At 73.6% G+C, this 18,707-nt stretch carries 13 protein-coding genes and 1 riboswitch; of the genes, 9 read left to right on the plus strand and 4 right to left on the minus strand.

Annotated features, from left to right (window positions below; translation table 11 throughout):
• Positions 1 to 8: 8 nt before the first annotated feature.
• On the minus strand, positions 9 to 1,250 hold the full coding sequence (locus ACIPW5_RS07475; protein ID WP_401241645.1) for a citrate synthase: 1,242 nt from the start codon (positions 1,248 to 1,250) through the stop codon (positions 9 to 11).
• 55 nt (positions 1,251 to 1,305) lie between these two features.
• Between ACIPW5_RS07475 and ACIPW5_RS07480 the strand changes: the two genes are divergently transcribed.
• The gene (locus tag ACIPW5_RS07480) at positions 1,306 to 2,472 is read left to right on the plus strand and encodes a citrate synthase/methylcitrate synthase (RefSeq protein ID WP_401241648.1); all 1,167 of its coding nucleotides are present in this window, start codon (positions 1,306 to 1,308) and stop codon (positions 2,470 to 2,472) included.
• A gap of 14 nt (positions 2,473 to 2,486) precedes the next feature.
• Complete coding sequence (locus tag ACIPW5_RS07485; protein WP_401241650.1) at positions 2,487 to 3,647, plus strand: CobW family GTP-binding protein; 1,161 nt, start codon at positions 2,487 to 2,489, stop codon at positions 3,645 to 3,647.
• Between the two features lie 10 nt (positions 3,648 to 3,657).
• Here ACIPW5_RS07485 and ACIPW5_RS07490 read toward each other — a convergent pair whose 3' ends face one another.
• Both ACIPW5_RS07490 and ACIPW5_RS07495 read right to left on the minus strand, forming a co-directional pair.
• The gene (locus tag ACIPW5_RS07490; RefSeq protein WP_401241653.1) at positions 3,658 to 5,778 is read right to left on the minus strand and encodes a restriction endonuclease; all 2,121 of its coding nucleotides are present in this window, start codon (positions 5,776 to 5,778) and stop codon (positions 3,658 to 3,660) included.
• Positions 5,779 to 5,882: 104 nt separating this feature from the next.
• The gene (locus ACIPW5_RS07495; protein WP_401241656.1) at positions 5,883 to 8,339 is read right to left on the minus strand and encodes a DNA topoisomerase (ATP-hydrolyzing) subunit A; all 2,457 of its coding nucleotides are present in this window, start codon (positions 8,337 to 8,339) and stop codon (positions 5,883 to 5,885) included.
• Positions 8,340 to 8,566: 227 nt separating this feature from the next.
• Between ACIPW5_RS07495 and ACIPW5_RS07500 the strand changes: the two genes are divergently transcribed.
• The 4 genes from ACIPW5_RS07500 (at position 8,567) to ACIPW5_RS07515 (ending at position 13,324) form a co-directional block, all read left to right on the plus strand.
• Entirely contained in the window at positions 8,567 to 9,919 is a 1,353-nt protein-coding gene (locus tag ACIPW5_RS07500; protein WP_401241659.1) for a M16 family metallopeptidase, read from the plus strand.
• Between the two features lie 20 nt (positions 9,920 to 9,939).
• Positions 9,940 to 11,307: a M16 family metallopeptidase gene (locus ACIPW5_RS07505; RefSeq protein ID WP_401242230.1), complete on the plus strand. Its 1,368-nt coding sequence runs from the start codon at positions 9,940 to 9,942 to the stop codon at positions 11,305 to 11,307.
• A 218-nt stretch (positions 11,308 to 11,525) separates the two neighbouring features.
• Positions 11,526 to 11,685: riboswitch (cyclic di-AMP (ydaO/yuaA leader) on the plus strand.
• A gap of 12 nt (positions 11,686 to 11,697) precedes the next feature.
• Positions 11,698 to 12,501, plus strand: a complete 804-nt coding sequence (locus ACIPW5_RS07510) for a M23 family metallopeptidase (protein WP_401241662.1) — start codon at positions 11,698 to 11,700, stop codon at positions 12,499 to 12,501.
• Positions 12,502 to 12,658: 157 nt separating this feature from the next.
• Positions 12,659 to 13,324, plus strand: coding sequence for a GntR family transcriptional regulator (locus tag ACIPW5_RS07515; protein WP_401241665.1), 666 nt, complete (start codon positions 12,659 to 12,661; stop codon positions 13,322 to 13,324).
• A gap of 190 nt (positions 13,325 to 13,514) precedes the next feature.
• Here the strand turns inward: ACIPW5_RS07515 and ACIPW5_RS07520 are convergent, their stop codons facing one another.
• Complete coding sequence (locus ACIPW5_RS07520; protein WP_007267025.1) at positions 13,515 to 13,796, minus strand: HPr family phosphocarrier protein; 282 nt, start codon at positions 13,794 to 13,796, stop codon at positions 13,515 to 13,517.
• Positions 13,797 to 14,006: 210 nt separating this feature from the next.
• Here ACIPW5_RS07520 and ACIPW5_RS07525 point away from each other — a divergent pair, with 210 nt between their 5' ends.
• Genes ACIPW5_RS07525 through ACIPW5_RS07535 form a run of 3 tightly spaced genes read left to right on the plus strand, consistent with a single transcriptional unit; the run spans position 14,007 to position 18,669 of the window.
• Positions 14,007 to 16,820 (plus strand): GNAT family N-acetyltransferase, encoded by a 2,814-nt coding sequence (locus ACIPW5_RS07525; protein ID WP_401241669.1) that lies wholly within the window; start codon positions 14,007 to 14,009, stop codon positions 16,818 to 16,820.
• A gap of 47 nt (positions 16,821 to 16,867) precedes the next feature.
• Positions 16,868 to 17,464: a DUF5998 family protein gene (locus ACIPW5_RS07530; RefSeq protein ID WP_185911182.1), complete on the plus strand. Its 597-nt coding sequence runs from the start codon at positions 16,868 to 16,870 to the stop codon at positions 17,462 to 17,464.
• On the plus strand, positions 17,464 to 18,669 hold the full coding sequence (locus ACIPW5_RS07535; protein ID WP_401241672.1) for an alkaline phosphatase family protein: 1,206 nt from the start codon (positions 17,464 to 17,466) through the stop codon (positions 18,667 to 18,669). Before ACIPW5_RS07530 ends, ACIPW5_RS07535 begins: the two co-directional genes overlap by 1 nt.
• The last annotated feature ends 38 nt before the right edge of the window (positions 18,670 to 18,707 follow it).

The following is an 18,707-nucleotide window of genomic DNA, read 5'->3' on the forward strand; positions in this document are numbered from 1 at the left end:
GGCGGCGGTCAGGGCAGCGGGAGGGGTGGGCGGGGGCCCGTGTAGTGGCCGCTCGGGCGCATGCGCAGGGGGCGTTCCTGGTACTCCTCCAGCGCGTGCGCGATCCAGCCCGCCGTCCGGGCGACCGCGAAGACCGTCTCACCGGCCTCGGCTGCCATCCCGCAGGACACCGTCAGCGCCGCCAGCGCCAGGTCCACGTTGGGGTGCAGCCCGTGCCGGGCCATCACCGCCGCGACGTCCCGGGCCGCGCCGAGCGCCGGGGCGGCCCCCGGGAGCCCCTCCAGGTGCCCGAACAGCGCCCGCGCCCTCGGGTCCTCGCCCCGGTACAGCCGGTGGCCGAGCCCGGGGACCCGGCGTCCCGCGCGCAGGTGCTCCGCCACCACGGGCGCGGCGCCGCCCCGCTCCAGGACCTCCGCCAGCATCCGGTGCGCGAGCCGGCCGGCCGCCCCGTGCAGGGGGCCCTCCAGCGCGCCGAGTCCGGCCGAGACCGCCGCGTACGGGTGGGCCCGCGCCGAGGCGGCCACCCGTACCGCGAGGGTGGAGGCGGCGAGGTCGTGGTCGACCAGCAGGGCGAGCGCCAGGTCCAGGGCGCCCACGGCCACCGGGTCCGGCTCCTCCCCGGTCAGCCGGGACCACAGGGACCGGGCGAGCGGCACGCCGCCTTCGGGGGTCCGGACCGGAGGAGCCCCGGCCGGATCGGCCTCGGGCAGGGCGCCGACCAGGGTCGGGATCAGGCAGCGCGCGGAGCCGAGCACCGCCTCCTCGGACAGGTCGAAGCGCAGCGGGTCCACCACCGCGGCGGCGGCGACCGCGACCCGCAGCCGGTCCAGAGGGCCGCTGTGCTCGGGCAGGGCGGCCACCGCCCGCCGGGCGGCGGCGAGCGCCTCCGGGGGAGCGGTGAACCGGGCCCCGCGCGGCAGGCTCCCCGTCCAGAGCCACTCGGCGACCTCCTCGTAGGGGTGGCGCGAGGCCAGCCCGACGGCGTCGACGCCGCGGAAGAAGTACCGGTCGGCCTCGATGAGGGTGAGCGAGGTGCGCACGGAGAGCTCCCCGGCGGGCGCTGCGGCCTCCCGCCGGCTGCGCCTGGCCAGGGCCTCCACCTCCCGCGCGTCGAAGGTGCTGCCCCGCCCGGCCGCGTCGCGGCGACTGCCGAGCTGGCCCCGGCTCACGTACGCGTACACCGTCGCGGGCTTCACCCCGAGGAGCTGCGCGGCCTCCCGGGTGGTGAGCCGCCTCTCGTCTTCGCTCATGACGGACACCCTACATATGTTGATTCGATCAATATTGACATCGATCCAATCAAGGATGGATGGTCAATCCATGAACACCACCGTCGAAGTACCCCGCGGTCTCGCGGGAGTCGTGGTCACCGAAACCCGGCTCGGTGACGTCCGGGGCCGTGAGGGCTTCTACCACTACCGCCAGTACTCGGCCGTCGAGCTCGCCGAGAGCCGCACCTTCGAGGACGTGTGGCACTTGATGTTCCGCGGCACGCTCCCCCCGGACACCGCCGGGCGGACCGCCTTCGCCGCCGAGACCGCCCCGCTGCGGCACCTGCCCCCCGAGGTCCGCGCCGCGCTCCCCGCCCTCGCCGGCGCCACCGCCCTCTCCGGGCCCCTCGCCGGACTGCGCACCGCGCTCTCGCTGCTCGGCGCCTGCTCCGGCTTCCGCCCGGTCTACGACCTCGACCCCGGGCGCCGGGCCGCCGACGCGCTCGCCGCCTGCGCCGCCGTCCCCACCCTGCTCACCGCCCTGCACCGGCTCGGGCAGGGCCTGGAGCCGGTCGAGCCGCGCGACGACCTGCCGTACGCCGCCAACTACCTGTGGATGCTGACCGGCGAGGAGCCCGACCCCGTCAAGGCCCGCGCCGTCGAGCGGTACCTGATCTCGACCGTCGACCACGGCTTCAACGCCTCCACCTTCACCGCCCGCGTCATCGCCTCGACCGGCGCCGACGTCGCGGCCTGCCTCACCGGGGCGATCGGGGCGCTCTCCGGCCCGCTGCACGGCGGGGCCCCCAGCCGGGCCCTGGACACCCTGGACGCCATCGGCACGGTGGAGCGCATCGGGCCGTGGATCCGGGAGCGGGTCCTGGCCGGGGAGCGGATCATGGGCTTCGGGCACCCCGTCTACCGCACCGAGGACCCGCGTTCGCGGATGCTGCGGGACATCGCCCGGCAGTTCGGCGGGCCGCTCGTGGACTTCGCCGTCGAGGTCGAACGCCAGGTGGAGGAGATCCTCGCCGAGCTCAAGCCCGGCCGCGAGCTGCACACCAACGTGGAGTTCTACGCGGGCGTGGTCATGGAGCTCTGCGGGCTGCCGCGCGAGATGTTCACCCCGACCTTCTGCGCGGCCCGCGTGGTGGGCTGGAGCGCGAACGTCCTGGAGCAGGCCGCCGACTCGAAGATCATCCGCCCGGCCGCGCGCTACACCGGCCCCGTCCCGCCGCAGCCGGTACCCGTCGCGGGCTGACTACGATCGTCCGGGTGAACAGCGTCCAGCCCATTCCCGTCGTGGTCCTCGCCGGATTCCTCGGCTCCGGCAAGACCACGGTCCTCAACCACCTCCTCGGCAACCGGGGCGGCACCCGGATCGGGGTCGTCGTCAACGACTTCGGCTCGATCGAGATCGACGCGATGTCGGTCGCCGGACAGGTCGGCGACTCGATGGTCTCCCTCGGCGGGGGCTGCCTGTGCTGCGCCGTCGACGGCAGCGAGCTGGACGCGTACCTGGACAGGCTCGCCGCCCCCGTCCACCGCATCGACGTGATCGTCATCGAGGCCAGCGGGCTCGCCGAGCCGCAGGAGATGGTCCGGATGCTGGTGGCCAACGAGAACCCCGCGATCCGCTACGGCGGCCTGGTCCAGGTCGTCGACGCGGCGGAGTTCGACCGGACGCGGACCGCGCACCCGGAGACCGACCGCCACCTGTCCGTCGCCGACCTGGTGGTGCTCAACAAGACCGACCGGGTGGACCCCGCCGAACGCGCCCGGATCGAGGGGGAGCTCGCCGGGCTCTGCGCCCCGGGGACCCCCCTGGTCGGCGCCGACCACGGGCGGATCGACCCGGAACTGCTCTTCGACCGCCGCCCCTGGACCGAGACGCGCGGGCAGCTGTCCTTCGAGGACCTGATCGCGGAGGCGGCCGACGACGGCGGCCACGACGCCCACGCGGACCACGCCCACGCCCGCTACGAGAGCGTCGAGTTCACCTCCGACCAGGCCCTCTCCCCGCGCCGCTTCATCGACTTCCTCGACCGGCGCCCGGCCGGCCTCTACCGGATCAAGGGGTTCGTCTGGTTCGGCGTGCCCGGCCATCAGGAACGGTACGAGGTCCACGCGGTCGGCCGCTTCCTGCGCTTCGGCCCCGGCCCCTGGGGGCGGGGCGAGCCCCGCCGCACGCAACTCGTCCTGATCGGCTGCGGCACCGACGGGCCGGCCCTGCTGCGCGAACTGGAGGCCTGTCGGGACGAGTCCCCCGAGCAGGCCCCGCCGGAGAGCATGTGGGGCGTCCTGCGCTACGTCCCGGCGGCGGACCGCGGCGAGGACCCCTCGGCGCAGGCCGGCAGCCCGTCAGGGGAGGACCCGGAGGACCCGGAGGACCCGGAGGGCCAGGACCGGGCCGCCTGGCCGGAGGACACCCCCTAGGGCCCGGGCCCTAGGCCACCTCGATGCCGAAGTCGCCCAGCAGGGCCTCCAGGCCGCCGCGGTAGCCCTTGCCGCCGACCACGAAGTCCCAGTCCCCGTTCGCCCGCCGCCGGAACGAGCCCAGCACCAGGGCCGTTTCGCCGGCCCGGCCGTCGGAGACCTCCAGACGGCCCAGCTCCCCGCCCGCCGCGTCCAGCAGCCGGATGCCGGCCTCGGTGAAGCCCGACAGGTCCGCGTCCGGGTTGACCTCGGGGTCCACGGCGGCCACCAGCACCAGCCGGTCGGCCTGTGCGGGCAGGCCCTCGAACGCCACCTCGACCGCTGCCTTGTCCGGGCCGGAGTGCGGGCGGGAGCGGACCGAGCCGTCCGGCGTGCGCGGGTTGTTGAAGAACACGAAGTGGTCCTCGCTCAGCACCCGGCCGCCCGTGCAGACCAGCGCGCACACGTCGAGGGCCACCGATCCCGACCAGTACATGCCCAGCACGTTGTGGTCGGCGGGCGGAGCCGCGGGCGTGTCCACGAGCGTCGGCGCCTCGGAAGCCGCCGCGGGCGGCACGGTGGCCGCTCGGGACGCGGAGCCGCCCGGGCCCAGCCGCCCGCGGAGCCCGTACTGGTGCAGCAGCTCCACCAGCTCGGCCCCGGGAACCAACTCCAGCGGCTTGCCGTTGGCAAAGGTGTACGACCCGGGCCCGAAGGACGCGGTGGTGACCAGCACCCCCTTGTTCGCCCCCTTGTCCTGGACCGTGCCGTACAGGTCCCGTACCGCCGTCGGCGGCACGGTGTTCCGGTAGCGCTTGACCTGCACCACGATCCGCCCGCCCCGGATGGGGGCCGGGTCCAGCGCCTCGACGTCCACGCCGCCGTCGCCCGACCGCTGCGTGGTCACCGCCTCCATGCCCATCGCCCGGAACAGCTCGGCGACCAGGTTCTCGAAGACGATCGGGTCCATCTCGAAGAGGTCCGGCTCGTCCTCGTCGCCCGCCGCGTGCCCGCCGTGGCTGACGACGTCCCCGCCGACCTCGCCCGGACGGCGGCCCGCCCGGACGGCCGTCAGCTGGTCCGGGCGGGCCGACAACTGCCCCCGGAGCCCCTCGACCAGGCAGTCCACCGCACTCACCTGCTCCAGCCGCAGCCCGGCGAAGGCGCTGCCCGCCACCTGCACGGTCGCCAGCACGAGCTGCGCCTCACGGCCCGTCACCGGATCGTGGTCGTCCACGAACCCGTTGACGACCACCGAGTCCAGGGCGCCGAACTCGTCCGCCGCGTACAGCTCGCGCAGCACCAGCAGCAGGCACTGGGCGAGCAGGTCCCGGTACAGCGCCCGGCGCTGCGTGGCCGGCCGCGCCGTCTCCCGGTCCTGGTCCGCACTCGGCACGTACCGCACGGCCTTGACCTCCGGCACCACCTCGTACCGGGGCAGCTCCCAGTCCAGGACGAGCTGGCGCGCCCCGGGGTCGTACGCCGCCGACACCTGCCGGGGCAGCTCACCGGGCCAGGCCGTGGAGGCGTACAGGGCGGCGGAGAAGTAGTCCACCACCGCCTCGGGTTCGCCCGCGCGCAGGGAGCCGGCCAGTTCGGTGAGGCCGCTGTTGTGCCTGCGTATCCCGGCGAGCTGCTCCGCCGCCCACCGGTCGTACTGCTGCCGGTACGCCGCCAGCTGCCGGAGCCGTTCCTGTTCGGCGGCGTGCGCGGCCTGCCAGGCCCGGGTGTACCGGTCGTGGGCCTCCCGCTCCGCCCGGCCGCGCGAGCCGAGGGCCCAGCCGCCGCCCTGCTGGTGGAACTGGGCCAGCTGCGGCATGGGCACCGGATGCCCGAGGCCGCCGGGGTCGAAGGGCTGGAGCTGCTCGGCCCGCACCAGGGAGGACATCCGGAACCCCGGCGCCCGGCAGCCCGCGGCCAGCAGTCCCTGCAGGGCCGCCACCTGCGCGTCGAGCTGTTCGGTGCGGCGCCGTGCCTCGCCCTCGCGGTGCTGCTTGTAGGCGGCCTGCTGCTCGCGCCGGTCCCGGGCGGCTTCACGTTCGTACGCGCGCTGCCGCCGCTCCGCCTCGCGCATCTGGATCAGCTGTGTCTGCTGCTGCTGTCGCTGGGCCTCGGCCCAGTCCCCGATCAACCCTCCGGAGCGACGACTCATCAGCTCTGCTCTCCCCCCACCCGCGTGTACCGGGAAAACAGTAGTGGGCGGCGGGTGGGCGGGTGGCCCGGAGAACGCATCCGGTCCACCCGCCCACGCCGCGGCTACAGCGCGGCGCCCGCCAGCGACTCGACGGCGGCCGGCAGCGCGGCGCCCGAGCCGTCGCGGCGCGGGTCCGGGGCCGGCAGCGCGGCCGGGGAGCCGTTCCCCGCGGCCGCGCGGACCGGGGCGTTGCCCGCCCAGGCCAGCGTCAGCGTGTCCTCGCCCTTCAGGAACCGCTGGCAGCGCACACCGCCGGTGGCGCGGCCCTTGCGCGGGTACTGGTCGAACGGGGTCAGCTTGCCGGAGCGCACGGAGTCGTCCAGCGTGCCGTGGGAGCCGGCGACCGTGAACACCAGGGCGTCCCGGGCGGGATCGACCGCCGAGAAGTGGATCACCTTGGCGTTCTCGGCGAGCTTGATGCCCGCCATGCCGCCCGCCGGGCGGCCCTGGGGGCGCACCTGGCCGGCCGGGTAGCGCAGCAGCTGCGCGTCGTCGGTGATGAAGACCAGGTCCTCCTCGCCCGTCCGCAGTTCGACCGCGCCGACGATCCGGTCGCCCTCCTTGAGGGTGATGACCTCCAGCTCGTCCTTGTTCGCCGGGTAGTCCGGCACGACCCGCTTGACCACGCCCTGCTCGGTGCCCAGGGCCAGGCCCTGCGAGGACTCGTCGAGCGAGAGCAGGCAGACCACCGTCTCGTCGGCCTCCAGCCCGGAGAGGAACTCCGAGACCGGGGCGCCGCCCGCCAGGTTCGGCGCGGCGGCCGTGTCCGGCAGCTGCGGCAGGTCGATGACCGCGAGCCGCAGCAGGCGGCCGTGCGAGGTGACCGCGCCCACGTCGGCCCGGGCGGTCGCCGCGACCTGCGAGACGATCACGTCGTGCTTCGCCCGGGCGCCGCCCTCCTCCACGGGCAGCGGGTCGGCGTTCGCCGTACGGGCCAGCAGGCCGGTGGAGGACAGCAGCACCCGGCACGGGTCGTCCGCGACCTCCAGCGGGACGGCCGCGACCGAGGTCCCGGCCGACTCCAGCAGCACGGTGCGCCGCTCGGTGCCGAACTTCTTCGCCACCGAGGCCAGTTCCGCGGAGACCAGCTTGCGCAGCGCCGCGTCCGACTCCAGGATCCCGGTCAGCTCGTCGATCTCGCCGGTCAGCCGGTCGCGCTCGGCCTCCAGCTCGATCCGGTCGAAGCGGGTGAGGCGGCGCAGCGGGGTGTCCAGGATGTACTGGGTCTGGACCTCGCTCAGCGAGAAGCGCTCCATCAGGCGCTCCTTGGCCTGGGCGGAGTTGTCGCTGTCGCGGATGATCCGGATGACCTCGTCGATGTCGAGCAGGGCCACGAGCAGGCCCTCGACCAGGTGCAGCCGGTCGCGCCGCTTGCCGCGGCGGAACTCGCTGCGCCGGCGCACGACCTCGAAGCGGTGGTCGAGGTAGACCTCCAGGAGCTCCTTGAGGCCCAGCGTCAGCGGCTGGCCGTCGACCAGCGCGACGTTGTTGATGCCGAAGGACTCCTCCATCGGCGTCAGCTTGTACAGCTGCTCCAGCACGGCCTCCGGGTGGAAGCCGTTCTTGATCTCGATGACCAGGCGCAGGCCGTGCGAGCGGTCCGTGAGGTCCTTGACGTCGGCGATGCCCTGGAGCTTCTTCGAGCCGACCAGGTCCTTGATCTTCGCGATGACCTTCTCGGGACCCACCGTGAAGGGCAGTTCGGTGACGACCAGGCCCTTGCGGCGAGGGGTGACGTCCTCCACGGAGACCGTCGCGCGGATCTTGAAGGTGCCGCGGCCGTTCTCGTAGGCGTCCTTGATGCCGGACAGGCCCACGATGCGGCCGCCGGTCGGCAGGTCGGGGCCCGGCACGAAGCGCATCAGCGCCTCCAGGTCCGCCTCCGGGTACCGGATCAGGTGGCGGGCGGCCGCGATGACCTCGCCCAGGTTGTGCGGGGGCATGTTGGTGGCCATGCCGACCGCGATCCCGGACGTGCCGTTGACCAGCAGGTTCGGGTAGGCGGCGGGGAGGGCGACGGGCTCGCGCTCCTGGCCGTCGTAGTTGGCGGTGAAGTCGACCGTGTCCTCGTCGATCGACTCCGTCATCAGCGACGTGGCGTCCGCCATCTTGCACTCGGTGTAGCGCATCGCGGCCGGCGGGTCGTCGTTGCCGAGCGAGCCGAAGTTGCCGTGGCCGTCGACCAGCGGCAGCCGCATCGAGAAGGGCTGGGCCATGCGCACGAGGGCGTCGTAGATCGACTGGTCGCCGTGCGGGTGCAGCTTGCCCATGACCTCGCCGACGACGCGGGCGCACTTGACGTACCCCCGGTCGGGCCGCAGGCCCATCTCGTTCATCTGGTAGACGATGCGCCGGTGCACCGGCTTCATGCCGTCGCGGGCGTCGGGCAGGGCGCGGGAGTAGATCACCGAGTACGCGTACTCGAGGAAGGAGCCCTGCATTTCGTCGACGACGTCGATGTCGAGGATCTTCTCCTCGAAATCCTCCGGCGGCGGGGTCTTCGTGCTGCGGCGGGCCATCGCTGCGCGGCTCCTTAACCAAGGTTCGGGATGTACTGGGTGGATCTGGCGTGGTTGACGCGGACCATTGTGGCCCGAGGCACCGACAACGCGGACTCCGACCCCGGGGGTCCCCCGTACGGAGTCCGGGGGAGTGACCCGGGAACTTATCCGGCCGTCGGTGCGCTTGCATACAGTGGCAGGTCTGACAGAAATCTCTGCATCGCGATCGAAGGGACCACATGCCCATGGGTCACACGGCCACAGCTCAGGCCGGCTCCGGCGGCCTGACAGCGACCGAGCACCGGCTGGCCAACGGCCTGCGCGTGGTGCTGTCCGAGGACCACCTCACCCCGGTCGCCGCCGTCTGCCTCTGGTACGACGTCGGCTCGCGCCACGAAGTCAAGGGGCGGACCGGTCTGGCTCACCTCTTCGAGCACCTGATGTTCCAGGGTTCGGCGAGCGTACCGGGCAACGGGCACTTCGAGCTCGTCCAGGGCGCCGGCGGTTCCCTGAACGGCACCACCAGCTTCGAGCGCACCAACTACTTCGAGACGATGCCGGCGCACCAGCTGGAGCTCGCCCTGTGGCTGGAGGCGGACCGCATGGGTTCGCTGCTGGCCGCCCTGGACGACGAGTCCATGGAGAACCAGCGCGACGTGGTCAAGAACGAGCGCCGCCAGCGCTACGACAACGTCCCGTACGGCACCGCGTTCGAGAAGCTGACCGCCCTCGCCTACCCGGAGGGCCACCCGTACCACCACACCCCGATCGGCTCCATGGCCGACCTGGACGCCGCCTCCCTGGAGGACGCGCGCAACTTCTTCCGTACGTACTACGCGCCCAACAACGCCGTGCTGTCGGTCGTGGGCGACATCGACCCGGAGCGGACCCTCGCCTGGATCGAGAAGTACTTCGGCACCATCCCGGCGCACGACGGCAAGCAGCCGCCGCGCGACGGCTCGCTCCCCGAGATCATGGGCGGGCAGCTGCGCGAGGAGATCGTCGAGGAGGTGCCGGCGCGTGCGCTGATGGCCGCCTACCGGCTGCCGCACGACGGCACCCGCGAATGCGACGCCGCCGACGTGGCGCTGACCGTGCTGGGCGGCGGCGAGTCCTCCCGCCTGCACAACCGCCTGGTGCGCCGCGACCAGACGGCCGTGGCCGCCGGGTTCGGCATGCTGCGCCTGGCGGGCGCGCCGTCGCTGGGCTGGCTGGACGTCAAGACCTCCAGCGGCGTCGAGGTGCCCGCCATCGAGGCGGCCGTCGACGAGGAGCTCGCGCGGTTCGCCGCCGAGGGCCCGACGGCCGAGGAGATGGAGCGCGCGCAGGCGCAGCTGGAGCGCGAGTGGCTGGACCGGCTCGGCACCGTGGCCGGCCGCGCCGACGAACTGTGCCGCTTCGCGGTGCTGTTCGGCGACCCCCAGCTCGCCCTGACCGCCGTCCAGCGGGTGCTGGACGTCACCGCCGAGGAGGTGCAGGCCGTGGCCGCGGCCAGGCTGCGCCCCGACAACCGGGCGGTGCTGGTCTACGAGCCGCTGGGCGGCGCCGAGGGCCAGGAGACCGAGCAGCACGACGAGAACGAGGGGGCGGAGCAGTGAGCGACACCGCAGCCGTCACGATGACCTTCCACCCGCGGCCGCAGGCCGGCGAGGCGAAGCCGTGGGCCTTCCCGGCCCCGGAGCGCTCCACGCTCCCCAACGGCCTGACCCTGCTGCGCTGCCACCGCCCCGGCCAGCAGGTGGTGGCGGTCGAGGTGAACCTCGCGGCGCCGCTGGACGCCGAGCCCGAGGGCCTCGACGGGGTGGCCACCATCATGGCCCGCGCCCTGTCGGAGGGCACCGACAAGCACTCCGCCGAGGAGTTCGCCGCCGAGCTGGAGCGCTGCGGCGCCACGCTCGACGCCCACGCCGACCACCCCGGCCTGCGGGTCTCCCTGGAGGTCCCGGCCTCCCGGCTGCCCAAGGCGCTCTCCCTGCTCGCCGAGGCCCTGGGCGCGCCCGCCTTCGCCGACGGCGAGGTCGACCGCCTGGTGCGCAACCGGCTCGACGAGATCCCGCACGAGCTGGCCAACCCGCAGCGCCGCGCCGCCAAGGAACTCTCCAAGGAGCTGTTCCCGGCCGGCCTGCGCATCTCCCGCCCGCGCCAGGGCACCGAGGAGACGGTCGCGCGGATCGACTCCGGGGCCGTACGCGCCTTCTACGAGGCCCACGTACGCCCCTCCACCGCCACCGCGGTGGTCGTCGGCGACCTGACCGGCATCGACCTGGACGCCCTGCTGGCAGACACCCTGGGCGCCTGGACCGGCGACACCGCCCCGCCCCGCCCCGTCCAGCCGGTGACGGCCGACGACACGGGCCGCGTGGTCATCGTGGACCGGCCCGGAGCCGTCCAGACGCAGCTGCTGATCGGCCGGATCGGGCCGGACCGGCACGACATCGTCTGGGCCCCGCAGGTGCTCGGCACCTACTGCCTCGGCGGCACCCTCACCTCCCGTCTGGACAAGGTGCTGCGCGAGGAGAAGGGCTACACCTACGGAGTGCGCGCCTTCGGGCAGGTGCTGCGCTCGACCGCCGACGGCAAGGGCGCCTCGATGCTCGCCATCAGCGGTTCGGTGGACACCCCCAACACGGGTCCGGCGCTGGAGGACCTGTGGAAGGTGCTGCGCACCCTCGCGGAGGGCGGACTGACCGACGCCGAGCGGGACGTGGCGGTGCAGAACCTGGTGGGCGTGGCCCCGCTGAAGTTCGAGACGGCGGCCTCCGTCGCCGGCACGCTCGCCGACCAGGTCGAGCAGGAGCTGCCGGACGACTACCAGGCGCGGCTGTACGCGCGGCTGGCCGACACCGGTACGGCGGAGGCCACTTCGGCCGTCGTGAACGCCTTCCCGGTGGACCGTCTGGTCACCATCCTGGTGGGCGACGCCGCGCAGATCGAGGAGCCCGTCCTGGCCCTCGGGATCGGTGAGGTCACCGTCGTCTCCAACTGAGCGGCGCGAGGCCCGAGACGGGGCGTGACCCGGCCCGTTTCCAGGGGGCTCCGGTGGAACATCCACCGGAGCCCCCTTTGTCCGTTTAGTGGAGTGGTTGCATGTATGCGGTGTGGCGTACGCAACAAAACCGCTCGTGTGTTTGGCGATTGACTGATGATCCGCCTAGCGTCGGCCGTGCTGTTCGTCAGTTGCACCCGCCGCACCCCCGCGGCACCGGACAGCGATCGCCGAGTCCCCGTCAGGCGCGAGCCTGGGGAGCCGGGGACCCACATGTGTCCCTGGGGTGAATCGGACCCCCTCGCAAGAGGAGGCCCGTAGGAGACCTTCCTGCTCCGAACCCGTCAGCTAACCCGGTAGGCGAGAGGGAAGGAAAGGATCACCCCCTTCATGGCGTTTGGCAGTCGTGCCGCCGGTTCTGGTAAGCACCGTGGTTCCAGCCGTCTGAGCCGCAAGACCGCCGGTTTCGCCGGCGTCGCCGCCCTCGCCACCACGGGCGTGGTCGGCACCCTGGCCGCTCCGGCCTTCGCGGCGGACAACAGCAACGCTCCGTCCATGGAGGACACCGGTCAGAACGCGATCGTCGTCGCCGACGGTCTGCAGGACGACATCGAGGTCCAGGCCGCGACCCAGCAGAGCGCCGCCGAGGCCGTCGCCGCGCAGGCGCAGGCCGAGGCCGAGGCGAAGACGCGGGCCGCCGAGGCCAAGCGCACCGCCGAGGCCAAGGAGAAGGCCGACCGCGAGGCCGCCGAGAAGGCCGCCAAGGAAGAGGCCCGCAAGCGCCTCAACACCTTCGTCGCCCCGGTCGACGGCTCCTACGTCAGCACCCAGTACGGCGCCGGCGGCGGCATGTGGTCCTCCGGTAGCCACACGGGCATCGACTTCCACGCCGACGAGGGCAGCATCGTCCACGCCGTGGGCGCGGGCACCGTCGTCGAGGCCGGCTGGGGCGGCGCGTACGGCAACAACGTCGTGATCCGCCACAACGACGGTACCTACACCCAGTACGGGCACCTGCTCTCGCTGAGCGTCTCCGCCGGTCAGACGGTGGGCGCGGGCCAGCAGATCGGCCTGTCGGGCTCCACCGGCAACTCCAGCGGTCCGCACCTGCACTTCGAGGCCCGCACCGGCGCCACGTACGGCACGGACATCAACCCGCTGACGTACCTGCGCAACCACGGCGTGGGCATCTGACCCGCACGCACACAGCGCGCTTCACCGAAGAAGGCCCCGGCTCACAGAGCCGGGGCCTTCTTCGTGTTTTCGGCCCTGCTCGGAAATTTATCGCGTGTTGCAATAGAGTCGCAGCACGGCCACGATAAACCGAACCGAAACCAGCGGAGGTCCGGCCTTGCGTATTCCGGCGCACGCGGTGTGCACAGCGATTCGCGACGATATCGTCTCCGGATTCTTCGGGCCGGGCGGCCGGCTGACGGAGGAGGTGCTCGCCCGCCGCTACGGGGTCTCGCGCGTCCCGGTGCGGGAGGCGCTGCGGACCCTGGAGTCCGAGGGCTTCGTCACCACGCGGCGGCACGCGGGCGCCTGCGTGGCGGAACCGACCGAGCAGGAGGCCGCCGACCTCCTGGAGCTGCGGACGCTGCTGGAGCCGCTCGCCGCCTCCCGGGCCGCCCGCCGGCGCACCGACGGCCACCTGAAGGTGCTGCGCGGACTGGTCAGGCTGGGCCGGGAGCGGGCCGGGCGGGCCCAGGGGGAGGACCTGCGCTCCCTGGGGGCCTGGTTCCACGAGACGCTGTCCCAGGCCTCGGCGAGCCCGGGGCTGATCGCCCTGCTGACCCAGACCCGGCACAAGATCGCCTGGATGTACCTGGTCGATCCCCCCGCGCAGCCCGAGGAGTGCTGGGCCGAGCACGCCGCGATCGTGGACGCCGTCGCCCGCGGGGACGCGGAGCGGGCCAGGGCCCTGACCGCGTTGCACGCGCAGCGGTCGGCCGGGGCGCACCGGCCGAGGGTGAGGAATCCGCAACCTGCCGTAAACACGGCGAGCGCCCGGAATTAACAGGTCCCGTATACAACGGAGGGATATCCGGGGGATCCCGGGTGTCGAAGGAATTCCCTTCCTCTTTTATGCGCCGCCGTGGCCCGATTCCGGTGTGCCGAATGCATGCATTCCCCGGAGGGGAAATAGCGGAAGCCGCAGCCCCCGGGGTGGTGGGGACTGCGGCTTCCGGTCTACCGGACCCGAAGGGTCAGACGGTCTCGGGGAGCTCCTCGAGACCCTCGGCGACCAGCTTCGCGAGGCGGTCGAGCGCGGCGTCCGCACCCTCGGCGTCGGAAGCCAGGACGATCTCCTCGCCACCCTGGGCGCCCAGGCCCAGGACCGCCAGCATCGACGCGGCGTTGACGGGGTCGCCGCCGGCCTTCGCGATGGTCACCGGAACTCCGGAGGCGGTCGTCGCCCGGACGAAGATCGAGGCGGGACGAGCGTGCAGGCCCTCGGCCCAGCCGACGTTGACGCGGCGCTCTGCCATGGTGATGCCCTTCAGGTTCTACGGGTTGTCTAGACCAGTCTCTCACGCCGTCCGGAATGCTCGGACCGACCTTCGGCCCGTATCCACCGCCGTTCGACCCTCCCCAGCTTGCACCGGTTCGCCCCTGGACGCCGCGTTCGCCGCGCACGCGCCGGGCGGCCCGTCCACCGCACCCGCACACCTGGCCGAACCGCCCCTTAAGGTGGCCCCATGACCACCGCGTCGGACCCCTCGTACCCGGCCCACTGGGAAGCGGACGTCGTGCTGCGCGACGGCGGCACCGCCCGGATCCGCCCCATCACCACCGAGGACGCGGGCCGCCTGGTCAGCTTCTACGAACAGGTCTCGGACGAGTCGAAGTACTACCGCTTCTTCGCGCCCTACCCCCGCCTCTCGGACCGCGACGTCCGCCGCTTCACGCACCACGACTACGTCGACCGGGTCGGCCTGGCCGCGACCATCGGCGGGGAGTTCATCGGCACCGTCCGCTTCGACCGCATCGGCCCCGACGGACGGCCCGCCTCCGCCCCTGCCGACGAGGCCGAGGTCGCCTTCCTCGTCCAGGACGCCCACCAGGGCCGCGGGGTCGCCTCCGCCCTCCTGGAGCACATCGGCGCGGTGGCCCGGGAGCGCGGGATCCGCAGGTTCGCGGCCGAGGTGCTGCCTGCCAACACCAAGATGATCAAGGTGTTCACGGACGTCGGCTACCAGCAGAAGCGCAGCTTCGAGGACGGCTCCGTCCACCTCACCCTCGACCTCGAACCCACCGCCGAGTCCCTCGCCGTCCAGCGCGCCCGCGAACAGCGCGCCGAGGCGCGCTCCGTGCAGCGGCTGCTCGCCCCCGGCTCCGTCGCGGTGGTCGGCGCCAGCCGCTCCGGCGCCGGCGTGGGCGCCACCGCCCTGCGCAACCTGCGTGACGGGGGTTTCCGCGGACACCTCTACGCCGTCAACGAGGCCCGCGCCCCCGGCATGGAGGGCGACCTCCTCGAAGGCGTACGGGCCTACCGCGGCCTCGCCGACATCGGCGCCCCCGTCGACCTCGCCGTGATCGCCGTCCCCGCGGACCGGGTCCCCGACGCCGTGGCCGCCTGCGGTGAGCACGGGGTGCAGGGGCTGGTGGTCCTGTCCGCCGGATACGGCGAGAGCGGCCCGGCCGGACTGGCCCGCCAGCGGGAACTGGTACGCCAGGTCCGCTCGTACGGGATGCGGCTCATCGGGCCCAACGCCTTCGGGGTGATCAACACCGCCCCCGAGGTGGAGCTGAACGCCTGCCTCGCCCCGGCCCCCGCCTCCGCCTCCGCGCGCGGCCGGATCGGCCTGTTCACCCAGTCCGGGGCGATCGGCATCGCCCTGCTCTCCGCCCTGCTGCGGCGCGGCGAGGGGCTGTCGTCCTTCGTCTCGGCCGGTAACCGGGCCGACGTCTCCGGCAACGACATCCTCCAGTACTGGTACGAGGACGAGGCCACCGACGTCGCCCTCATGTACCTGGAAACCCTCGGCAACCCGCGCAAGTTCACCCGCCTCGCCCGCCGCACCGCCGCCGCCAAGCCCGTCGTCGTCGCCCGCGGCGGCCGGCACACCCCCGCCGGGCACGTCGTCCCCGGCACCCGGCTCCCCGAGGCCACCGTCTCCGAGCTGCTCCGCCAGGCCGGAGTCATCCGCGTCGACACCGTCACCGAGCTGGTCGACGTCGGCCTGCTGCTGGCCGGGCAGCCGCTGCCGGCCGGGCCGCGGGTGGCGATCCTCGGCAACTCCGAGTCCCTCGGCGTGCTCACCTACGACGCCTGCCTGACCGAGGGGCTGCGCCCGCTGCCCCCGCTGGACCTGACGACCGCCGCCGGCCCGTCCGACTTCCGCACCGCCCTGCGGGCCGCGCTCGCCTCCGGCGACTGCGACGCCGTCATCGTCACCGCCATCCCGTCCGTGAGCGACCGGGAGCTCGCCGACGAGCTCGCGCAGGCGCTGCGGGAGGCCGTCGCCGAGGTCCCGGGCAAGCCCGTCGCCGTGGTCCACGTGGAACTCGGCGACCTCGTCGAAGCCCTGTCCGCCGCAGCCGGCGACCCGGCCCCCGCCGCACCCCCGCCGCCCGCCGGAGCCCCGGCCGGGGACGGCGGCGGGCACGGCCCCGAGGGTGCGCAGGGTCCCGAGAGCGCCGGCCGGATCCCGGCCTACCCGGCTGCCGAGCGCGCCGTGAAGGCCGTCGCCGAAGCCGTGCGGTACGCCCGGTGGCGGCGGGACAACGCCGAGACCGGACAGGTCCCCGAGTACGAGGACATCGACGAGCAGGGTGCCGCCGCCCGGCTCGCCACCCTGCTGGCCGGCGTGGCGGAAGGGGAGGCCCTGACCCTGGACGAGGCCGAAGCCCGCGACCTGCTCGCCCGCTACGGGATTCGGGTGCTGCCCACCCTCCCCGCCCCCAGCCCCGACGCCGCTGTCCGCGCGGCCCGGGTGCTGGGCTACCCGGTCGCCCTCAAGACCACCGCCCCGCACCTGCGCCACCGCGCCGACCTGGGCGGCGTACGCCTCGACCTCACCACCGAGGACGAGCTCAGGCGCTCGTACGAGGAGCTCACCGAGGCCCTCGGCAAGCCGGCCGAGCTGCAGCCCGTGGTGCAGTCGATGGCCCCGCGCGGGGTGGACACCGTCGTCCGCGCCACCGTCGACCCCGCCGCCGGGGCCGTCCTCTCCTTCGGGCTCGCCGGGGTCCCCTCCGAGCTGCTCGGCGACACCGCCCACGGCCTGGTCCCCGCCACCGACCGGGACGCCGCCGCCCTGATCCGCTCCATCCGCGCCGCCCCGCTGCTCTTCGGCTGGCGCGGCAGCGACCCCGTGGACACCCCCGCCCTGGAGGAGCTGCTGCTGCGGCTGTCCCGGCTGGTGGACGACCACCCGGAAGTGACCGGGGTCTCGCTGGAGCCGGTCGTCGTCGCCGCCGAGGGCCTCTCCGTGCTCAGCGCCACCGTCCGCGTGGCCCACCCGCCCGCCCGGACCGATCTCGGCCCGCGCACCCTGCCGAGCTACTGAGCGCACGGCAGGCAGGGGGAGGCCGTACGGGCCTTAGGATGGACCTCATGGCGAAATCCGGTACGACGACCCAGGGGCTGCGCGCGGCCATCGAGCGCAGCGGCTACTACCCGGCCCTCGTGGCCGAGGCGGTGGAGGCCGCGGTGGGCGGCGAGCCGATCTCGTCGTACCTGGTCCACCAGGAGACCACCTTCGACTCCAACGAGGTGCGCCGGCACGTCACCGTGCTCGTCCTGACCGGCAACCGGTTCATCGTCAGCCACACCGACGAGCAGGCCGCCGACGCCGGGTCGCCGTCCCCGTACGCGACCACCTCCACCGAGTCGGTCAAGCTCTCCAGCATCTCCTCCGTGGTGCTCAGCCGCGTCGTGGCCAACCCGGAGTCGTACACGCCCGGCCAGCTGCCCCGCGAGGTCGTCCTGACCATCGGCTGGGGCGCGGTCTCGCGCATCGACCTGGAGCCCGCCGCCTGCGGCGACCAGAACTGCGACGCCGACCACGGCTACACCGGCAACTCCACCGCCGACGACCTCAGCCTGCGCGTCAGCGAGGCCGGCGACGGCCCGGAGACGGTGCGCCAGGCGCTGCTCTTCGCGCAGGCCCTCAGCGAGGCGACGGCGGCAACCTCCGGCCCCGCCCGCTGATGTCCTACTCCGTACCGCCGAACTGGCAGGACGAACCGGAACTGCTCGACCTCGCGAGCGCCCCGATCCCGCAGTACGGCTCCGGCTCGCTCGCCGACCTGCTGCCGACCCTCGCGGCCGGCCAGGGCGTACCCGGCCTCGCCGCCGGGATCACCGAGCTGGCCCCGGCCGACCGGAACTGCGTGTTCCTGGTCGACGGCATGGGCTGGGAGCAGATCAAGGCCCACCCGGACGAGGCCCCGTTCCTCACCTCCCTCCTCGCGAGCTCGCGCGGTGGCACCGGCCGGCCGATCACCTCCGGCTTCCCGGCGACCACCGCCACCTCCCTGGCCTCCGTCGGCACCGGCCTGCCGCCGGCGCGGCACGGCCTGCCCGGGTACGCGGTGCGCAACCCGGCCTCCGGCGAGCTGATGAACCAGCTCCGCTGGCACCCGTGGACCCCGCCGAAGCCCTGGCAGCCGTACCCGACGGTCTTCCAGCTCGCCGACGCGGCCGGGGTGCACACCGCCCAGGTGTCCGCGCCGAACTTCCAGAGCACCCCGCTCACCCAGATCGCGCTCAGCGGCGGCACCTTCCACGGCCGGATGACCGGCGAGGAGCGGATGGACCTCGCGGCGATCCAGCTCGCGGCCGGCGAGCGCTCGCTCGTGTACACGTACTTCAGCGAACTCGACGGCGCCGGCCACCGGCACGGCGTGGACTCCGACGCCTGGCGCGGCCAGCTCATGTGCGTCGACCGGCTCGTGCAGCGCCTCGCGGAGCAGCTGCCGCCGCGCACCGCCCTGTACGTCACCTCCGACCACGGCATGGTCGACGTGCCCTTCGACGAGGACTCCCGGATCGACTTCGACGAGGACTGGGAGCTGGGCGCGGGCGTGGCCCTGCTGGGCGGCGAGGGCCGGGCCCGGCACGTCTACGCGGTGCCGGGTGCCGAGGCCGACGTCCTGACCGTGTGGCGCGAGGTGCTCGGCGACCGCTTCTGGGTCGCGAGCCGCGAAGAGGCCCTGGAACTGGGCTGGTTCGGAGCGCCGGGGGAGTGCGACGAGCGCGTCCTCGGCCGGATCGGCGACGTGATCGCCGCGGCCCAGGCCGACGTCGCGATCACCGCCTCCCGCAACGAGCCCAACGAGTCGGCGCTCACCGGGATGCACGGCTCCATGACCGCGGCCGAGCAGCTGGTCCCGCTGCTCGAGATCCGCACCTGACCGTCCCCGCCCCGCCCCTCCGCTCCCACCCCGACCGA

Source organism: Streptomyces sp. NPDC090077 (genome assembly GCF_044747545.1).
Taxonomy (GTDB): domain Bacteria; phylum Actinomycetota; class Actinomycetes; order Streptomycetales; family Streptomycetaceae; genus Streptomyces.